The 17,457-nt window shown below is 71.3% G+C and carries 14 protein-coding genes and 4 pseudogenes; 5 read left to right on the top strand and 13 right to left on the bottom strand.

Annotated elements, in window-relative coordinates; translation table 11 throughout:
* Nucleotides 1-57: 57 nt before the first annotated feature.
* From fis to LJB71_RS03155, 4 genes and pseudogenes are all read right to left on the bottom strand, one after another.
* Complete coding sequence (fis, locus tag LJB71_RS03140) at nucleotides 58-318, bottom strand: DNA-binding transcriptional regulator Fis (protein ID WP_259303047.1); 261 nt, start codon at nucleotides 316-318, stop codon at nucleotides 58-60.
* Nucleotides 319-399: 81 nt separating this feature from the next.
* Entirely contained in the window at nucleotides 400-918 is a 519-nt protein-coding gene (locus LJB71_RS03145) for a DUF3426 domain-containing protein (RefSeq protein ID WP_259303048.1), read from the bottom strand.
* Nucleotides 915-1,842 (bottom strand): annotated as a pseudogene (gene prmA / locus LJB71_RS03150) (50S ribosomal protein L11 methyltransferase). Before prmA ends, LJB71_RS03145 begins: the two are co-directional and overlap by 4 nt.
* A gap of 231 nt (nucleotides 1,843-2,073) precedes the next feature.
* A complete protein-coding gene (locus LJB71_RS03155) occupies nucleotides 2,074-2,538 on the bottom strand; it encodes a hypothetical protein (RefSeq protein WP_259303049.1) in 465 nt (154 codons plus the stop codon).
* Nucleotides 2,539-2,707: 169 nt separating this feature from the next.
* Here LJB71_RS03155 and LJB71_RS03160 point away from each other — a divergent pair, with 169 nt between their 5' ends.
* On the top strand, nucleotides 2,708-3,532 hold the full coding sequence (locus LJB71_RS03160; RefSeq protein WP_259303050.1) for a hypothetical protein: 825 nt from the start codon (nucleotides 2,708-2,710) through the stop codon (nucleotides 3,530-3,532).
* Between the two features lie 115 nt (nucleotides 3,533-3,647).
* Here the strand turns inward: LJB71_RS03160 and accC are convergent, their stop codons facing one another.
* The 8 genes and pseudogenes from accC to cutA all read right to left on the bottom strand — a co-directional run bounded on the left by accC (nucleotide 3,648) and on the right by cutA (nucleotide 9,441).
* A complete protein-coding gene (gene accC, locus LJB71_RS03165; protein ID WP_259303051.1) occupies nucleotides 3,648-5,015 on the bottom strand; it encodes an acetyl-CoA carboxylase biotin carboxylase subunit in 1,368 nt (455 codons plus the stop codon).
* A 57-nt stretch (nucleotides 5,016-5,072) separates the two neighbouring features.
* On the bottom strand, nucleotides 5,073-5,558 hold the full coding sequence (accB, locus tag LJB71_RS03170; protein ID WP_259303052.1) for an acetyl-CoA carboxylase biotin carboxyl carrier protein: 486 nt from the start codon (nucleotides 5,556-5,558) through the stop codon (nucleotides 5,073-5,075).
* A gap of 26 nt (nucleotides 5,559-5,584) precedes the next feature.
* Entirely contained in the window at nucleotides 5,585-6,025 is a 441-nt protein-coding gene (gene aroQ, locus LJB71_RS03175; protein ID WP_259303053.1) for a type II 3-dehydroquinate dehydratase, read from the bottom strand.
* Nucleotides 6,026-6,164: 139 nt separating this feature from the next.
* Nucleotides 6,165-6,782 carry a TlpA disulfide reductase family protein gene (locus LJB71_RS03180; RefSeq protein ID WP_259303054.1) on the bottom strand — a complete coding sequence of 206 codons (618 nt, stop codon included), beginning with the start codon at nucleotides 6,780-6,782 and terminating at the stop codon, nucleotides 6,165-6,167.
* Nucleotides 6,782-6,958, bottom strand: a complete 177-nt coding sequence (locus LJB71_RS03185) for a hypothetical protein (protein ID WP_259303055.1) — start codon at nucleotides 6,956-6,958, stop codon at nucleotides 6,782-6,784. Before LJB71_RS03185 ends, LJB71_RS03180 begins: the two co-directional genes overlap by 1 nt.
* A gap of 25 nt (nucleotides 6,959-6,983) precedes the next feature.
* A complete protein-coding gene (locus LJB71_RS03190) occupies nucleotides 6,984-8,030 on the bottom strand; it encodes a cytochrome c biogenesis protein CcdA (RefSeq protein ID WP_259303056.1) in 1,047 nt (348 codons plus the stop codon).
* Between the two features lie 232 nt (nucleotides 8,031-8,262).
* A pseudogene (locus LJB71_RS03195) lies at nucleotides 8,263-9,042 on the bottom strand (protein-disulfide reductase DsbD N-terminal domain-containing protein); the annotation flags it as partial.
* Nucleotides 9,043-9,117: 75 nt separating this feature from the next.
* The gene (gene cutA, locus LJB71_RS03200) at nucleotides 9,118-9,441 is read right to left on the bottom strand and encodes a divalent-cation tolerance protein CutA (protein ID WP_259303057.1); all 324 of its coding nucleotides are present in this window, start codon (nucleotides 9,439-9,441) and stop codon (nucleotides 9,118-9,120) included.
* A gap of 185 nt (nucleotides 9,442-9,626) precedes the next feature.
* Between cutA and groES the strand changes: the two genes are divergently transcribed.
* From groES to glnE, 4 genes and pseudogenes are all read left to right on the top strand, one after another.
* Entirely contained in the window at nucleotides 9,627-9,917 is a 291-nt protein-coding gene (groES, locus tag LJB71_RS03205; protein WP_114960636.1) for a co-chaperone GroES, read from the top strand.
* 53 nt (nucleotides 9,918-9,970) lie between these two features.
* Nucleotides 9,971-11,600 (top strand): annotated as a pseudogene (gene groL, locus LJB71_RS03210) (chaperonin GroEL).
* A 162-nt stretch (nucleotides 11,601-11,762) separates the two neighbouring features.
* Entirely contained in the window at nucleotides 11,763-13,388 is a 1,626-nt protein-coding gene (locus tag LJB71_RS03215) for an NAD(P)/FAD-dependent oxidoreductase (protein ID WP_259303058.1), read from the top strand.
* Nucleotides 13,389-13,627: 239 nt separating this feature from the next.
* On the top strand, nucleotides 13,628-16,447 hold the full coding sequence (gene glnE / locus LJB71_RS03220; RefSeq protein WP_259303059.1) for a bifunctional [glutamate--ammonia ligase]-adenylyl-L-tyrosine phosphorylase/[glutamate--ammonia-ligase] adenylyltransferase: 2,820 nt from the start codon (nucleotides 13,628-13,630) through the stop codon (nucleotides 16,445-16,447).
* Here the strand turns inward: glnE and LJB71_RS03225 are convergent.
* Nucleotides 16,421-17,385, bottom strand: a pseudogene (locus tag LJB71_RS03225) (mitochondrial fission ELM1 family protein). The gene glnE and the pseudogene LJB71_RS03225 overlap by 27 nt on opposite strands.
* Between the last annotated feature and the right edge of the window lie 72 nt (nucleotides 17,386-17,457).

Here is a 17,457-nt window from a genome sequence, read left to right on the forward strand (position 1 = left end):
TGCGATGGGGAAGCCCGGCATTATACGGGCTGGCACCGGGCCGGCCGGGTGGGCGGCTCAGGCCAGCCCGTACTCGCGCAGCTTCTTGCGCAAGGTGGCGCGGTGGATGCCCAGCATCGCCGCGGCGCGGCTCTGGTTGCCGTCGCAGTGGCGCAGCACTTCGGTGAACAGCGGGATTTCCAGCTCGCGCAGCGCGGTGTTGTAGAGGTCGTCGGTGTCGCAGCCGTCCAGGTCCTGCAGGTAGCGGCGCACCGAGTGGGCCACGTGCTCGCGCAGCGGCGTGCGGCCGGTGTCCTGGCGATGGCTGGATGCGTTCAAGCGGGATCCCGGTGAGCGGCGCGCCGGCACCCGGACGGTGCGACGCGGGCGGTGACTATAGCGCAGGCGCGGCGCCGGCGGTCATTCGAAGCGGAAGTCGAAGGCGACCGCGTTGGGTGCCGGCTCCACCAGGTCGAACGCGATCTGGCTGGCCTGGCCGGGCTGCAGCAGGGCCGGGTGCGGCCCGGGGCCGAGGTACTCGCGCGGCAGGAAGCGGCGGCTGCCCAGGGTGCGCCCGTTGGCATCGGCGAGCGTGAGCACCAGCGCCGGCCATGGCTGCGCCCAGCGCGCGTCGTTGCGAAAACTGGCCTGCACGCGCAGCACGCCGGGGCGATCGGGCGGGGCGATCACGTCGCGCGAAAGCATGCTGAACGCGCCCGGCTCGCGCCACGCCGGCAGCGGGCAGCGCAGCAGGCCGCAGCCGGCTTCCAGCAGCGGCCGCAGGCGTGGGCTGGCCGCCAGTGCGTCCCATTTCAGCCACAGCAGCTGGCCGCCGAGCAGCAGCGCCAGCGTGGCCAGCGCCCACCATTCACCGCGCCTGCGCAGCGGCGCTGGCCGCGCGCCGGCCAGGAAGCCGGGGGTGTCGTGTGCGCGGCTCATGCGGCCACCGCGGCCTGGTTGCGGATGCCGTCCAGCCGCACCCAGTCGTCTTCGCGCGCCACCTGCAGGGCGTCGAACCACGGCGCGAAGCGCGCCAGCAGCGCCTCTTCCTGCCCGGCGAGGATGCCGGACATCGCCAGCCGCCCGCCGGGCGCGGTGCGTGCGGCCAGGGTTTCGGCCAGCGCATCCAGCGCCGCGGCCAGGATGTTGGCGACCACCACCGGATAGCATCCTGCGGGCGCGTCCTGCGGCAGGAAGGTGGCGATCGTCACGCCGTTGCGCTCGGCGTTGTCGGCGGTGGCGGTGAGCGCCTGCGGATCGTTGTCGATCCCGGTCGCGCGGGCGGCGCCCAGCTTCAGTGCGGCCAGGGCGAGGATGCCGCTGCCGCAGCCGAAATCGAGCACGGTTCTGCCCTGCAGTTCGCCGGCTTGCGCCAGCGCGTCCAGCTCAGCGCAGGCACAGCGCGGTGGTGGGATGGGTGCCGGAGCCGAACGCCAGCCCGGGGTCCAGCCGCACGATCGCCGCCGCCGCGTCCGCCTCCGCCGGCAGCGGATGGTTCCACGGCACGATCCAGGTGCGCACGCCGAACCGCATCGGCTGGAAGCTGTCCAGCCAGGCGCGTTCCCAGACTTGATCCTCGATCCGGATAAAGCGCGCCTGCGACCAGTCCAGCGCCGGGTCGAACGCCTCCAACGCGGCCAGCAGGAGCAGGCCGTCGGTGTCGGCGTCGAACAGCGCGGTCAGGGTCATCTGCTGCCACAGCGGCAGCTCGCCCACTCCCGGCTCGAAGATCGCCTGTTCATCAGGCTGGTCGAGGTGGGCGTCCTGCAGGGTCACGGCCAGCGCGCCCACGTCTTCCAGCGCGCGTTCGAACCGCGGGCACTCGGCTTCGCTGCAGGGCGTGGAGAGTTGCAGATAGGGCATGTGCGGGCACGGCGCGCGGAGGGCGCACCATTCTCGCAGGTTCCACCCGGCCCGTCCGCGGTTCGACAGGCGCACCACGAACGGGAGGGACTCGCCGCCAGCGGGAGGATGGGCCCGCCATGAGCGGGAAATCTTCCACCCGTTCGTCCTGAGCCTGTCGAAGGATGAACGGGGCGCACCACGGAAGGAGGTGGCTGGATGTGCCTTGAGCGCCGCCTTCGCGGTGTTCGCTCAGTCGCCGCCGAGGAGGCCCTTCAGCAGGCCCTTCATCGAGGGCTTCTTCTGCGGCGGTGGCCCGTCCTCGCCGCCGTCCATGCGCGGCATGCCGCCGAGGTCCAGGCCGAGCATCGCGGTCGCAGTGGAGCGGGCGCGCAGGCGCACGCTCCACTCCGGATTCCAGGCCTGCTTGGGGTCGGCCGGCCGCGGCGGATAGGTGATCCAGCTCTCCGGGCCGTAGGCGGTCATCATCAGCATGGCCGGCATCGCCATCTGCTGCCCCTGCAGGTGGGAAGTGCCGGCGAAGATGCCCTGCGGGATGCTGCAGGCGGTGGTGCTGGCCGGCAGCAGGACCTTCTGCTTGAGCCATTTGTCGAGGGTGCCGCCGCCGAGATAGGTGTGCAGGTTGCTGCCGGCGCCGGGCACGTCGGCGCTGCTCCACACGGTGAGCGCGAACGAATGCTCGCTGAGCATCTGCATGTGCATCGCAGTGATGAAGTAGGCGCGTGCGCGCGCCACCGACGGCCACTCGAGCCGCGATCGCCTGGTCCAGCCCGCCCTGGGTGCGCAGCGCAAGGCGCGGCATGAAGTCGGCGGCCTGCTCCACCTGGAACTGCATCGAGGCCGGAATGCCGTCGCCGCTGATGCGGTGCTGGCCGGCCAGGCGCGCGCCGCTGGGCACCTGCTTGCCGGACTGGCGGTTGGGCCAGTACACATAGCCGGGCTTGAGGTCGATGTCGCGGTCTGGCGCGTACAGCCCTTTCGACAGGCTGCCGCTGGCCTCCACCGCAATGCCCTGCATCCCGGCCATCGGGTTCTTCGGGTCGATCGGTTTGTCGCCGCCCTTGACCTTGAACGTGGCCACCTTGGGCTGGCCGGGGCGGATGCCGGTGCCGCAGCCCCAGTATTCGCTGATCCTGACCTCCACGTCCGGCACCTTGCCGGGGCCGCTTTCGCTTTTGCCGGGGGTGGAGGGCTCGAACGGCACCAGGGTCAGCGACTTGCCGAGCTGCAGTCCGGCCGGGATCTGGTCCTCGACCGCGACACCGGGCCTGAGCGTGTTGAGCAGCGCCATGTCCAGGTATTGCCCGGTGAGGCCGCCGCTGCGGGTGGTCGGGTAGGTGGGGCGCATCTGCTCGGCGCCGCCCATGCGGCGCGCCATGAAGCCGCCCAGGCCGCCCAGCATGCCGCCCATGTCCGGCAGTCCGGCCATGTCGTGGGTGAGCACGTCGATGTACAGGTTGACCGGCGGGGTCTTGCCCTGCTGGCTGGCGGCAGGCAGCGCCAGCAAGGTGGCGGACAGCGCGAACAGCGCGGTGGTGCGGCGGTGCATGGGGATCTCCGGAGAGCGGGGCGCTATCCGGAGAAAGCGGAAAACGGCGCGGCCGGCGGCCCGCGCGGCGGCATAGGCCGTTTGCCGGAGGCGGGAGCGAGGAATTCTCCACCCGTTCGTCCTGAGCCTGTCGACGGATGAACGGGGCGCGTGGGCCCGCCCGTGGTTCGACGGGCTCACCACGAACGGGGAGGTGGGCTCACGCCGGGCGGGGAGGCGGGCCCGCCTCGAACGGGGCGGCGGGCCCGGGCGCGGGTCAGAGGATCGACAGCGCCTTTTCCTTGCGCTCGGCCAGGCGTTTTTCCAGGTAGTGGATGTTCTGGCCGCCCTGGCAGAAGCCGCCGTCGGCCATGATCCGCTGCTGCAGCGGGATGTTGGTCTTGATCCCGTCGATCACCATCTCCGACAGCGCCACCCGCATGCGCGCGATCGCCTGGGCGCGGTCGGCGCCGTGCACGATCAGCTTGCCGATCATCGAGTCGTAGTTGGGCGGCACGCGGTAGCCCTCGTAGACGTGCGAATCCACCCGCACGCCGGGGCCGCCCGGGGCGTGGAAGTGCTGGATCAGCCCCGGGCAGGGGAAGAAGGTATCCGGGTCCTCGGCGTTGATCCGGCACTCGATCGCGTGCCCGCGCAGGACCACGTCGCTCTGCTTGATCGAGAGCTTGTGGCCGGCCGCGATCATCAGCTGCTCGCGCACCAGGTCGATGCCGGTCACCAGCTCGGTCACCGGGTGCTCCACCTGGATGCGGGTATTCATCTCGATGAAGTAGAAGCGGCCGTTCTCGAACAGGAACTCGAAGGTGCCGGCGCCGCGGTAGCCGATGCGGATGCACGCCTCCACGCAGACCTGGCCGATCTGCTCGCGCAGCTCCGGGGTGATGCCCGGCGCCGGCGCTTCCTCCACCACCTTCTGGTGGCGGCGCTGCATGGAGCAGTCGCGCTCGCCGAGGTGGATGGCGTTGCCCTGGCCGTCGGCCAGCACCTGGATCTCCACGTGGCGCGGGTTCTCCAGGAACTTCTCCATGTACACCATGTCGTTGCCGAACGCGGCCTTGGCCTCGGCCTTGGTGGTGGCGATGGCGTTCACCAGCGCCGCCTCCGAATGCACTACGCGCATGCCGCGCCCGCCGCCGCCGCCGGCGGCCTTGACGATCACCGGATAGCCGATCTCGCGCGCGATCTTGACGTTGGTGGCCGGATCGTCGCCCAGCGGGCCGCCGCTGCCGGGCACGCAGGGCACGCCGGCGGCCTTCATGGCGCGGATCGCCTCCACCTTGTCGCCCATCAGGCGGATGGTGTCGGGCCTGGGGCCGATGAAGATGAAGCCGCTCTGCTCCACCCGCTCGGCAAAATCCGCGTTCTCCGACAGGAAGCCGTAGCCGGGGTGGATGGCCTGGGCGTCGGTGACCTCGGCGGCGGCGATGATCGCCGGCATGTTGAGGTAGCTCTCGGGCGACGGCGCCGGACCGATGCAGACCGACTCATCCGCCATGGCCACGTGCTTGAGGTTGCGGTCGGCGGTGGAGTGCACGGCCACGGTGCGGATGCCGAGCGCGTGGCAGGCGCGCAGGATGCGCAGCGCGATTTCGCCGCGGTTGGCGATGACGACTTTATCCAGCATGGAAGATTCCCGTTCGTCCTTAAGCGAAGCGCCGCCGGGGCGGCGCGGGTCGAAGGATCAGGCGATCACGAACAGCGGCTGGTCGAACTCGACCGGCTGCCCGCTCTCGCACTGGATCGCCACCACGGTGCCGGAGACGTCGGCCTCGATCGGGTTGAACATCTTCATCGCCTCGATGATGCCGAGGGTGTCGCCGGCCTTGACCTGCTGGCCGACGCTGACGAACGCCGGCTTGTCCGGGGCCGGGCTGGCGTAGAAGGTGCCGACCATCGGCGCGCGCACCACGTGGCCGTCGGGCAGGCCGTGGCCGTGCGGTTTGTGGCTGCCGCCGGTGGCGGATTCGGTCGGCGACTGCATCGGCATCGGCGGTGCGGCGGCCGGCGCCGGCACGTGGTGCACCGCCGGGGCCGGGGCGGGGGCCGGCAGCGCGCCCTTCGGCACCCGCGCCAGGCGCACCGACTCCTCGCCCTCCTTGATTTCGATTTCGGCCAGGTTCGACTCTTCCAGCAGGTCGATCAGTTTCTTGATCTTGCGCAGGTCCATCGGGACGCTCCTTGGGAGTGTGCGGGTCAGGCCGGCAGCCGCCTGAGGGCGGCGTCCAGCGCGTAGCGGTAGGAATCCGCGCCGAAGCCGCAGATCACCCCGACCGCCAGGTCGCTGAAGTAGCTGTGCTGGCGGAAGGGCTCGCGGGCGTGCGGGTTGGACAGGTGGATTTCGATGAAGGGCAGGGCCACCGCCGCCAGCGCGTCGCGCAGGGCGATCGAGGTGTGGGTGAAGGCGGCCGGGTTGATCAGGATGAAGGCGGTGCCGTCGTCGCGAGCGGCCTGCACCCGCTCCACCAGCACGTGCTCGGCGTTCGACTGCAGCGCCTCCAGCACGTGCCCGGCGGTCTGCGCGCGCGCGGCGAGGGCGGCGTCGATTTCGGCCAGCGTGGTGCGCCCGTACACCTCCGGCTCGCGGGTGCCGAGCAGGTTGAGGTTGGGGCCGTGCAGGAGCAGCAGCTTGGCCATGGGCGGAAGGCAGGGCGAGGGTGGCGAACGATGGGCGCGCAGTGTCCCCCGATTCGGGTGTTGCTGTCCAGTTCGGCGAACTTTTGCCGGATAGTGGAATTTTAAGCGGATGTTTGAGTTTCGGCTCTAAATCACCGCGTCACCGCGCCGTCGTATCCGCCGCCCACGCGGCGATGTCGGCGGCATCCGCGAACGGGCCGATCCGGGTTTTCAGCAGGCGCCCATCGGCCGACACCAGCGCCGAGAATGGCAGCACCCCGGCCGGGTTGCCCAGCCGCACCCCGGCATCGGCCGGGCCAGGCGCATCGATCAGCACCGGATAGGTGATGCCGTGTGCCGGCAGGAAGGCGCGCACGGCCGCGGCCTCGTCCAGCGCGATCCCCACCACCCGCACGCCATGGCGGCCCTGGACGCGGGCGAACGCCTGCAGATCGGGCATTTCCTTCAGGCAGGGGCCGCACCAGGTGGCCCACAGGTTGACCAGGGTGGGACGCCCGGCCCAGGCGCGCGGCACGTCGACCTCGGCGTCATTCACATCGCGCAGGGTCATGGCCGGCAGTGGCGCGCCGGTGCGGGCGATGGTCAGCCCGGCCGGTGGTGCCGGTGCGCGCGCCTGCAACGCGGCCTCCAGTACGCGCTGGCCGAACGCGGTGGACGCCAGGCGGATACCGAGCGTAGGTTCCAGCAGCAGGCTGGCCGCAACCCCGGCCAGCCCGGCCAGCAGCGCCACCGCCACCACCGCCCGATGCGAGGGCATCAGCGCGCGGCCTCGCGCAGGGCGTCTTCCACCATGCCCGGGGTCAGCAGGGTGGGCAGGATGCGGCCTTCGCCGCCGCTGCGCGGGTACACCACGTACAGCGGCACGCCCACCGCGCGATGGCGCTCCAGATAGGCGGTGATGGCCGGGTCCACGTCGGTGTAATCGCCGACCATGTACACGGCATTCGCTTGCGCCAGCTCAGCGGCGGAAGGCGGGGCGCTCGAACACGGTCTTTTCATTGGCCTTGCAGCTCACGCACCAGTCGGCGGTCATGTTCACGAACACCACCCGGTGCTGGCGGCGCAGGTCGGCCAGCGCCTGCTCCGACCAGGCCACCTGCGGCAGGCCGTCGCGGGTGACGCCGGCAGTGGCCGCCTGCGGGCGCGGCAGATGCTGCACGCTGGCCAGCGGCCAGGCCATCGCCAGCAGGGCCAGCAGCGCCAGCACGCGCCAGCCGCGTGCGCCGCCCAGGCGGGCCTGGGTGGCGGCCCACAGCGCCAGCGCCAGGGCGATCGCCGCGAGCAGGAACTGCCAGACCGCTTCGGGCCCGCGCAGCGCGGCCAGCACGAACAGCAGCCAGGCGGCGGTGGCATACAGCGGGAACGCCAGCAGCTGCTTGAAGCGCTCCATCCAGGGCCCCGGTTTGGGCAGCCGGCGCGCCAGCGCCGGCACCAGGCCGATCAGCAGGAACGGCAGCGCCAGCCCCAGCCCCAGGGCCAGGAACACCAGCAGCCCGCCGGCCGGCGGGCCGGTGAAGGCGTAGGCCAGCGCGGCGCCCATGAACGGCGCGGTGCAGGGGGTGGCCAGCACCACCGCCAGCACCCCGGTGAAAAAGTCTCCGGCCATGCCGTCGCGGCGCAGCAGGGCGCCGGTGCGCGCGCCGAGGCGGATGTCCAGCTGCCACAGCCCGGACAGGCTCAGCCCGAAGGCGAAGATCAAAAGCCCGAGCACCGCCACCACCAGCGGCTGCTGCAGCTGGAAGCCCCAGCCCAGCGCCAGCCCGGCGCGGCGCAGGGCCAGCACCAATGCGCCCAGCGCCAGCATCGAGACCAGCACCCCGGCGGTATAGGCCAGTGCGTGCTGGCGCGCACGCGCGCGGCTGTCGCCGCTTTGGGCCAGCCCCAGCGCCTTGAGCGAGAGCACCGGCAGCACGCAGGGCATCAGGTTCAGAATCAGCCCGCCGCCCAGCGCCAGCAGCAGGGCCAGCCACAGGCCGGGCGTGGCGCGGGTGGGGGGGCGTCTCACGCGCTGGGGCCGGCGCGGCAGGGGATGCGTCGTTGCCGCCAGTAGCGGCCACTTGCGGTGTGGCGGCGGTGGAGGCGGCCAGCGGGTTGGCAGCGGCCACGGGTGGAGCAGTGGTCGCCGCGGCCGGGCCGGGGCTCTCCGCGGCAGCGGCCAGCTGGCCGGCCGGCAGCGTCACCGCCAGGCGGCGGGTCATCGGCGGATAGCAGATGCCGTCGGTCTGGCAGCCCTGCAGGCCCAGCACCAGGGTGGCCGTGGCCGCCGCGGTGCGGGTGCGCGCCACCGGCAGCGGGATCTCGACCTGGTCGAAATACACCGCCACGTCGCCGAAATGCGCGTCGTGGAACGCGCGGGACGGCGGCAGGCGGGACGGGGGCGGCAGCGCGGTGGACAGCCCGGGTGCGCCCTCCAGCCGCACCGACAGCTTGTCGCGGTAGAGGTAATAGCCGCGCGCCGGGGTCAGGCGCAGCAGCAGGGTGTTGCCGTCGAGTGCGATCACCTCGCTGGTGAACGCCTGCTCCGGCGGCAGCGGCGGGGCCTCCTGCGCGCCGGGCGCGCCGTCCAGCGCGAGCAGGCTGCGGCGGCCGGCACGGCCCAGCAGCGGCGCGGTATCCACACGCGCGGCGGTGGTCGCGGCGGGCAGCAGCACGCTCAGGGTGCGGGTCTGCGGCGGGTAGCACACCCCGGCATCGGCGCAGCCCTGGTACTTGACGGTCAGCGCCACCGCCTGCGCGCCGGGCGCCGGGGTGCCGGTGAGTACGCCGACCAGCTGGTGGCGGTAGGTTTCCACCTCGCCGAAGAACTCGTCGTGGTGGCGCTCGCCGTCCGGCAGCGCCAGCGCCGCGCCGGTGAACCCGGCGCGGGCCTGCACCGACGTGCGGTGGCGGTAGAGGTAATAGCCGTCGGCGATCTTCCAGCGCACCTCGATCCGGTCCGGCGCGGTGGCCTGGGCCGAGAGCACGAACACGGAATCCACCGGCGGCAGCTCGCCGACGATGGCTGCAGGGGCGGGCATCGCGGCGGGCAGGCCCGCGGCGAGCGCGAGCGTGGCCAGCCAGCGGCGCAGGCGGGGGAGAGGACGGTCATCGGCTCATTCCTGGGGCGCGGTGGCGGCGGCCACCCATTGCAGGTACGCCGGCAGCGCGGAACTGGATTCGACCGCCACCAGCTCCGGCAGTTCATACGGGTGCAATTCGACCAGGCGCGCCTGCAGCGCCGGGTAGCGTGCGTGGGCGGTCTTGATCAGCAGCAGGCATTCGCTGGTCTGCTCCAGCGCGCCCTGCCAGCGGTAGGTGGACTGCAACCCGGGCAGCACGCTGACGCAGGCGGCCAGGCGCTCTTCCACCAGTGCGCGGGCCAGACGGCCGGCGCTGTCGGGGTCGGGGCAAGTGGTCAGGCACAGCAGCAGCGACATCCGCATAGCCTACGGCCCATGCGCCGGATTTGCGCGACTCCCCCTTGAAAGCCCCGGCGCGCGCCCCATCTTGCGGCCATCCCGGCGTCGGGGCGGTTTGCGTCCCGCGTTTTGGCAGTCGCCAAGGCGGGCTGCTAAAATCGCCGGGTTTTTTCCACACAATCAACCATTTGCAGAGGTTGCACATGTCCAACATCAAGCCGCTGTACGACCGCGTGGTCATCAAGCGCATGGAAGAAGAGAAGCTGTCCGCGGGTGGCATCGTGATCCCCGACAGCGCCACCGAGAAGCCGATCAAGGGCGAAGTCATTGCCGTTGGCACCGGCAAGGTGCTGGACAACGGCCAGGTGCGCGCGCCGCAGGTCAAGGTGGGCGACAAGGTGCTGTTCGGCAAGTACAGCGGCACCGAAGTCAAGCTGGACGGCGTCGAGCTGCTGGTGGTCAAGGAAGACGACCTGTTCGCGATCCTCGGCTGATCGCGCGTCGCTTTCCACCCACATCCCACTGAATACTGACTGAGGTAATCGCAATGGCTGCCAAGGATATCCGTTTCGGCGAAGACGCCCGCATCCGCATGGTGCGCGGCGTGAACATTCTCGCCAATGCCGTCAAGGCCACCCTCGGCCCGAAGGGCCGTAACGTCGTGCTGCAGAAGAGCTTCGGCGCCCCCCACCATCACCAAGGACGGCGTCTCCGTCGCCAAGGAGATCGAGCTGGCTGATCCGTTCGAGAACATGGGTGCGCAGATGGTCAAGGAGGTTGCCTCCAAGACCTCCGACAACGCCGGTGACGGCACCACCACCGCCACCGTGCTGGCGCAGGCGCTGATCCGCGAGGGCATGAAGGCGGTGGCCGCCGGCATGAACCCGATGGACCTCAAGCGCGGCATCGACAAAGCCGTCAGCGCGGCGGTCGAGGAGCTGAAGAAGATCAGCAAGCCCTCGTCCACCAGCAAGGAGATCGCCCAGGTCGGCACCATCTCTGCCAACAGCGACGCCAATATCGGCGAGCTGATCGCGCAGGCGATGGACAAGGTCGGCAAGGAAGGCGTGATCACCGTCGAGGACGGCTCGGGCCTGGAGAACGAGCTGGACGTGGTCGAGGGTATGCAGTTCGACCGCGGCTACCTGTCGCCGTACTTCATCAACAACCAGCAGTCGATGCAGTGCGAACTGGATGACCCCTACATCCTGCTGCACGACAAGAAGATCTCCAACGTCCGCGACCTGCTGCCGGTGCTGGAAGGCGTGGCCAAGGCGGGCAAGCCGCTGCTGATCGTGGCCGAGGAAGTGGAAGGCGAAGCCCTGGCGACGCTGGTGGTCAACACCATCCGCGGCATTGTCAAGGTCTGCGCCGTGAAGGCGCCGGGCTTCGGTGATCGTCGCAAGGCGATGCTGGAAGACATGGCCATCCTGACCGGTGGCACCGTGATCTCCGAAGAAGTCGGCCTGACCCTGGAGAAGGCCACTCTGAAGGATCTGGGCCGCGCCAAGAAGGTTCAGGTCTCCAAGGAGAACACCACCATCATCGACGGTGCTGGCGACAGCAAGGCGATCGAGGCCCGCATCAAGCAGATCAAGGCGCAGATCGAGGAGACCACCTCCGACTACGACCGCGAGAAGCTGCAGGAGCGCGTGGCCAAGCTGGCCGGTGGCGTGGCCGTCATCAAGGTCGGTGCTGCGACCGAAGTCGAGATGAAGGAAAAGAAGGCGCGCGTCGAGGACGCCCTGCACGCCACCCGCGCTGCGGTGGAAGAGGGCATCGTCCCGGGTGGTGGCGTCGCCCTGATCCGTGCCAAGGCCGCGATCAAGGACCTCAAGGGTGCCAACGAAGACCAGAACCACGGCATCCAGATCGCCCTGCGCGCCATGGAAGCCCCGCTGCGCGAGATCGTCGCCAATGCTGGCGAGGAGCCCAGCGTGGTGCTGAGCCGCGTCGCCGAAGGCACCGGTTCGTTCGGCTACAACGCCGCGACCGGTCAGTTCGGTGACATGCTGGAGATGGGCATCCTGGATCCGACCAAGGTGACCCGCACCGCCCTGCAGAACGCCGCCTCCATCGCCGGCCTGATGATCACCACCGAAGCCATGGTGGCCGATCTGCCGAAGAAGGAGGAGAAGGCTGCGCCGGGTGCCGGCATGGGTGACATGGACTTCTGATCCCGTCGCACCACGACCGCAACACAGAAAGGCCCGCGTTGAGCGGGCCTTTCTTTCTTCGGCGTGCATCAGACAAATCATGTGATTACGTTCGTCGTCGGCCATCCTGGCCGACGCTAGGATGGGCGGGTTCGAACTTTTGCATGCGGGGGAATACCGGGCATGACCCATACACACGACGACGTGCTCATCCTGGGGGCAGGCCACAACGGCCTGGTGTGTGCGGCGTATCTCGCCGGCGCTGGACTGCGGGTGCGGGTGCTGGAGCGTCGCCACGTGGTGGGCGGCGCGGCGGTGACCGAGGAGTTTCATCCTGGCTTTCGCAACTCGGTGGCCAGCTACACCGTCAGCCTGCTGAACCCGAAGGTGATCCGCGATCTGCGCCTGGCCGAGCATGGTCTGCGCGTGGTCGAGCGGCCATTCGCCAACTTTCTGCCGCTGCCGGATGGGCGTGCGTTCCGGTTGGGTGGTGAGCACACGGTCGCCGAGGTGGCGCGTTGGTCGCGGCGTGATGCCGAACGGCTGCCCGCCTACTACGCCATGCTCGCCCGGGTGGTGGCGGTTCTGCGTGTGCTGATGCAACGCACACCACCCAGCGGCAACGATCGTTTCGCCCTGGCCGACTGGCTCAACACCGCCGCCGTGGCGCGGCAGCTGCGGCAGCTGGACATGCGCGGCCGGCGCGATCTGCTGGATCTGTTCACCAAGTCGGCGGGCGAACTGCTGGACGACTGGTTTGAGAGCGCGCCGCTGAAGGCGGTGCTGGGCTGGGATTCGGTGGTCGGCAATTTCGCCAGTCCGTACACGCCGGGCAGCGCCTACGTGCTGTTGCACCACGTGTTCGGCGAGGTCAATGGCAAGGCCGGTGTCTGGGGCCATGCAATCGGTGGCATGGGCGCGATCACCCAGGCCATGCGCAAGGAGTGCGAGGCGCGCGGCGTCGCCATCGAGACCGGGGCCGAGGTCGCGCGGCTGCGGGTGGAGGGCGGCAAGGCGGTCGGCGTGGTGCTGGCCGACGGGCGTGAACTGCGTGCGGTGACCGTTGCCAGCAACCTCAATCCGAAGCTGCTGTACACGAAGCTGGTCGAGGCAGGCCAGCCCGACGACGACACCGCCCAGCGCATCCGCCGCTATCGCTGCGGCTCGGGCACCTTCCGCATGAACGTGGCGCTATCCGAGCTGCCGGACTTCACCGCGATGCCGGGCACGCAGCTGCAGCCGCACCACCAGAGCGGCATCCTGGTCGGGCCGTCGCTGTGGTATTTCGAGCAGGCGTATTTCGACGCCAGGTCGCGCGCGCACAACCCCGGCTGGGCGCGCAAACCCATCGTCGAAGTGGTGATTTCCTCCGCCCTGGACGACACCCTTGCGCCGCCGGGTCGGCACGTGGCCAGCCTCTTCTGCCAGCACGTAAACCCGACCATCACCGACGCGGACGGCGGCTGGGATGCGCACCGCGACACCGTGGCGAAGCTGATGATCGACACCGTCGACGCCTACGCGCCCAATTTCGCGCGCAGCGTGCTGGGTTATGAGGCGCTCTCGCCGCTGGATCTGGAGCGCCGCTTCGGGCTGCTCGGCGGCGACATCTTCCACGGCGCGCTGGGGCTGGACCAGATGTTCAGCGCGCGCCCGCTGCTGGGGCAGGGCGCCTACCGCGGCGCGTTCCGCGGGCTGTATCTGTGCGGCGCCGGCAGCCATCCGGGCGGCGGGGTCACCGGCCTGCCGGGGCGCAACGCCGCGCGCGAGATCCTGCGCGACCTGCGCCGCACTCCGCGCCCGGATTGACCGGGCTGCTCGCCGCGAGCCGGCCGGGGTGCTTAGCAGGATTTCGAGGGTATTGCTATACCCACAAGTCCTATTTTGCAGTGCAGCGTGCAAACCCACTCACGAATCCTTCACGATTGCCGCGCGTCCCGACGTGGGGAGGGAGCAGGCCCGCTGAGACTTCGGTCGAGGCGGGCTTTTTATTGGTTCATCTCCCAGGTCCGGGGATTCCGGCGCGGCGGGGATGCCAGAATCGGCAGATGACCGAGGACATTCCGCAGGCGCTGGTCAATCTGCAGAGACGTGCCCTGCAGCGTCTGCGCGACGTGGCCGGTGAGGCGGCGGTCGCGGATGCTGCGGACGCGGCGCGTCTGGCGCTGGCCAGTGAGTTCGCCATCGACGTGCTAGCGCGGCAGCCGGAGCTGCTCGCGTGCCTGCGCGCGGATGCCGCCATCCCGCTGCCGCCCCCACCGCTGCCGGCGGACGCGCCCGGCGAGTGGCCGCGCCTGCTGCGCCGCTACCGCCAGGCGGAATCGGCGCGCCTGGTCTGGCGCGACGTGGTGGACGAGGCGGCGGTGGAGGAGATCCTGGCCGGCAGCAGTGCGCTGGCCGAGACCTGCCTGCGGCTGGCGCTGGAGGCGCTGGAGGCGCAGTTCGCGCAGCGTTTTGGGGTGGTGCGCGCACCCGACGGCCGGGCGCAGCGGCTGGTGGTGTTCGGCCTGGGCAAGCTGGGCGGGCGCGAGCTGAACTTCAGCTCCGACATCGACCTGGTGTACGCCTACGAGCACGAGGGCGAGTCCGACGGTGGGCGCGCCCTGCATGCGCAGGACTATTTCGCGCGGCTGGGCCAGCAGCTGGCCAGGCTGCTGGACGAGGTGACCGCCGACGGCTTCTGCCACCGCGTGGACCTGCGCCTGCGCCCGTTCGGCAGCGCCGGCCGCATCGCGCTGTCGTTCGCCGCGATGGAAGCCTATTTCCAGCGCGAGGGCCGCGACTGGGAACGCTACGCCTGGCAGAAGGCGCGCCCGGTGGCGGGCGATCTCGATACCGGCGCGCGCCTGCTGGAGGCGTTGCGGCCGTTCGTCTATCGCCGCTACCTCGACTACGGCGCGCTGGAAGGCCTGCGCGCGATGAAGGCGATGATCACCGCCGAGGTGGCGCGCCAGGACCTGGCCGACGACATCAAACGCGGCCCCGGCGGCATCCGCGAGATCGAATTCCTGGTGCAGGCGCTGCAGCTGATCCGCGGCGGGCGCGAGCCGGCGCTGTGCCGGCGCGGCCTGCTCGACGCGCTGCAGGCGCTGGCCGCCGCCGGGCATGTGCAGGCCGAAACTGCATCGGCGCTGGCGCAGGCCTACCGCTTCCTGCGCCGGCTGGAAAACCGCCTGCAGATGCTGGGCGATGCCCAGGCCTATGCGCTGCCCACGGATGCGCTGGCGCAGGCGCGGATCGCCGGCGGCCTGGGCTATCCGGATTGGGCGGCGCTGCAGGCGGCGCTTGCCGCGCAGCGCGCGCGGGTGAGCGAGGAGTTCGCCGCGCTGCTGGCCCCGCGCCGGCGGCGCGGCGGCACGGAGAACGACGGCCTGGCGGCCTACTGGCGGGCGCTGCCGGAGCATGCGCGCGCCGAGGTGCTGGAGGCGGCCGGCTTCGCGCAGGCATCGGCACTGCATGCCAGCCTGCGCGATTTCGCGCGCAGCCCCGGCGTGCGCGATCTGTCGGATGCCGCGCGCGCGCGGCTGGACCGGGTGCTGCCGGCACTGCTGGCGCAGGCGGCCGCCAGCGCGCAGCCGGAGGCGGTGATGCGGCGGGTGCTGCCGCTGCTGCAGGCGATCCTGCGCCGCACCAGCTACCTGGCCCTGCTCGACGAGCAGCCGGCGGCGCTGGCGCGGCTGGTGGACACGCTGGCGCGCAGCGCCCTGCTGGGCGAGCGCCTGGCCGCCTATCCGCTGCTGCTGGACGAACTGCTGGACGTGCGCGTGGGCGGCGCGCTGCCGGACGCGGCGGCGATGCAGGCGGCCTGCGCCGCGGTGCTGCGGGATGGCGATACCGAGGCGTCGCTGGATGCGCTCAACGAGGTGCGGCAGGCGCTCAGCTTCCGCTTCGCGCTGGCGCTGCTGGACGGCCGCATCGACGCCCAGGACTGCGCGCGCCGGCTGGCGCATCTGGCCGATGCGGTGGTGGCCGGCGTGCTGCGCCTGGCCTGCGATGAACTGGAAGCGGCGCATGGCCGCATTCCCGGCGGGCGCTTTGCGGTGCTCGGCTATGGCACCCTGGGCGGCGGGGAGCTGGGCTTCGGCTCCGACCTCGACCTGGTGTTCCTGTACGACGCGCCGGCGGAGGCCGCGTCCGATGGCGCACGACCGCTGGATGCGCTGCGCTGGTACGCGCGCCTGGGGCAGAAGCTGGTGGCGCTGCTGGGCGTGCGCACCAGCGCCGGGCGCCTGTTCGACGTGGACGTACGCCTGCGCCCGGACGGGGCCAAGGGCCTGCTGGTGTCCAGTCTCGCCAGCTTCCGCGACTACCAGTGCCAGCGCGCCTGGACCTGGGAGCACCAGGCGCTGGTGCGCGCGCGCGCGATCGCCGGGGATGCGGCGCTTGCCGCCGATTTCGAGGCGCTGCGGGCGCAGGTGCTGGCGCGTCCGCGCGCGGAGCCGGCGCTGCGCGCGGACGTGGCGGCGATGCGCCGGCGCATGCGTGCCGAGCTGGACCGCAGCGATGCGGCGCTGTTCGACCTCAAGCAGGGCGAAGGTGGGCTGGTGGACCTGGAGTTCCTGCTGCAGTTTCTGGTGCTGCGCGATGCGCATGCGCATCCCGGGCTGCTGGCGCCGCGCGCCACCGTGCGCCTGCTGGATGCGGCGCGCGCGGCCGGCGGGCTGGACGCGACCACCCATGCGGCGCTGCAGGCGGCGCATGCGGCGCTGCTGGATGCGGGCCTGCGCTGCACGCTCGACCGCCGCCCGCGGCGCGCTCCGCGCACGCCCGCGATCGAGCAGGCGCGCGATGCCATCCGCGCCGCCAGCGTCGGGCTGCTGGACGGCGCGGCGGTGGATGGCTCAGGCCAGGCCGAGCCGCTGGCGTAGCTGCGCCGCCACCCACGCGGTCTCGCGCAGCGGGATGACCGGGAAGGCGTCCAGCGCTGCGTCCAACGCGCGCGCGCGGCCGCGTTCCAGCAGCGCGGCGAGGAAGCGGCGCACGCGGCCGTGGACGCGCTCGGGTCGCCAGATGAACAGCGGTGCGCACGTGGCGGCCGCCTCGCTGAGCATGTTCACCGAATCCGGAGTGCACACCAGGCGGTCGGCGTGCGCCAGCAGGCCGGCGTAGGGATTGGCGCCGTCGCCGGTGTCGCGCCAGCGCAGGCCGGGGAGGCCGGCGTCCACCGCGCCCAGCGCGGCGCGCCAGGCCGGCGGCGTGCGCCGCGAGGCGATCGCGCTGAAGCTGCCGCCTTCGGCGCGCGCGTGCGCGGCCAGCTGCCGCAGCAGGGTCTGGAACCCGGCGTCGTCCAGCGCCGCATGCCGGCTGGGCCCGCCCACCAGCAGCACGGTATGCGGTGCCGGCAGCGCGGCCAGGGTGGGGAAGGCCGCCCGCGCCTGCCGCAGCCAGGCGTCGTCCACCGGGTGCAGGCTGCCCAGCAGGGGATGACGTGGTCGCCGCGCAGGCGGTCGTGTTCGGGCACCACCAGCAGATCCCAGTGCCGCGCCGGCAGGCGCGGGTCGAGGATCTGCACCGTGCGCGCGCCGGCCAGTCGCAGCAGGCGGGTGGCCAGCGCGGCCTGGCGCCCGCAGCCCACCGCCAGCCCGGGCGGCTGCGTCAGCGCCGTTCGCAATGGTGCGCCGAGTCCGAACGCGGCGCCCGGCAGCCGGCGCGGGGCCCACCAGCGCCAGGGCGCGCGCGGTTGCAGCACCAACTCGCCCGCCTGTGGCTGCAGCGCGCGCGCCAGCGCCCACGCTTGCCGCGCATTGCCGGCGCGGCCATCGTGCACGGCCAGGCAGGCGGCCGGCGGGGCGGCGGATTGTTTCATATCGGCCGTCGATACGTTCTGTGCATGCGGTATTGCGCGCTTTGGTGGAACTATAAACTGTGCGGCATCCGT

Origin of the sequence: Thermomonas sp. S9 (genome assembly GCF_024704365.1) — a bacterium.
Taxonomy (GTDB): Bacteria; Pseudomonadota; Gammaproteobacteria; order Xanthomonadales; family Xanthomonadaceae; genus Thermomonas.

Coding starts and splice junctions, on each gene's coding strand:
- LJB71_RS03145 (WP_259303048.1), bottom strand. CDS start 918: ATGAGCCGCGCACACGACACCCCCGGCTTCCTGGCCGGCGCGCGGCCA.
- LJB71_RS03155 (WP_259303049.1), bottom strand. CDS start 2,538: ATGCAGATGCTCAGCGAGCATTCGTTCGCGCTCACCGTGTGGAGCAGC.
- accC (WP_259303051.1), bottom strand. CDS start 5,015: ATGCTGGATAAAGTCGTCATCGCCAACCGCGGCGAAATCGCGCTGCGC.
- accB (WP_259303052.1), bottom strand. CDS start 5,558: ATGGACCTGCGCAAGATCAAGAAACTGATCGACCTGCTGGAAGAGTCG.
- aroQ (WP_259303053.1), bottom strand. CDS start 6,025: ATGGCCAAGCTGCTGCTCCTGCACGGCCCCAACCTCAACCTGCTCGGC.
- LJB71_RS03180 (WP_259303054.1), bottom strand. CDS start 6,782: ATGCCCTCGCATCGGGCGGTGGTGGCGGTGGCGCTGCTGGCCGGGCTG.
- LJB71_RS03185 (WP_259303055.1), bottom strand. CDS start 6,958: ATGGTCGGCGATTACACCGACGTGGACCCGGCCATCACCGCCTATCTG.
- cutA (WP_259303057.1), bottom strand. CDS start 9,441: ATGTCGCTGCTGCTGTGCCTGACCACTTGCCCCGACCCCGACAGCGCC.
- groES (WP_114960636.1), top strand. CDS start 9,627: ATGTCCAACATCAAGCCGCTGTACGACCGCGTGGTCATCAAGCGCATG.
- LJB71_RS03215 (WP_259303058.1), top strand. CDS start 11,763: ATGACCCATACACACGACGACGTGCTCATCCTGGGGGCAGGCCACAAC.
- glnE (WP_259303059.1), top strand. CDS start 13,628: ATGACCGAGGACATTCCGCAGGCGCTGGTCAATCTGCAGAGACGTGCC.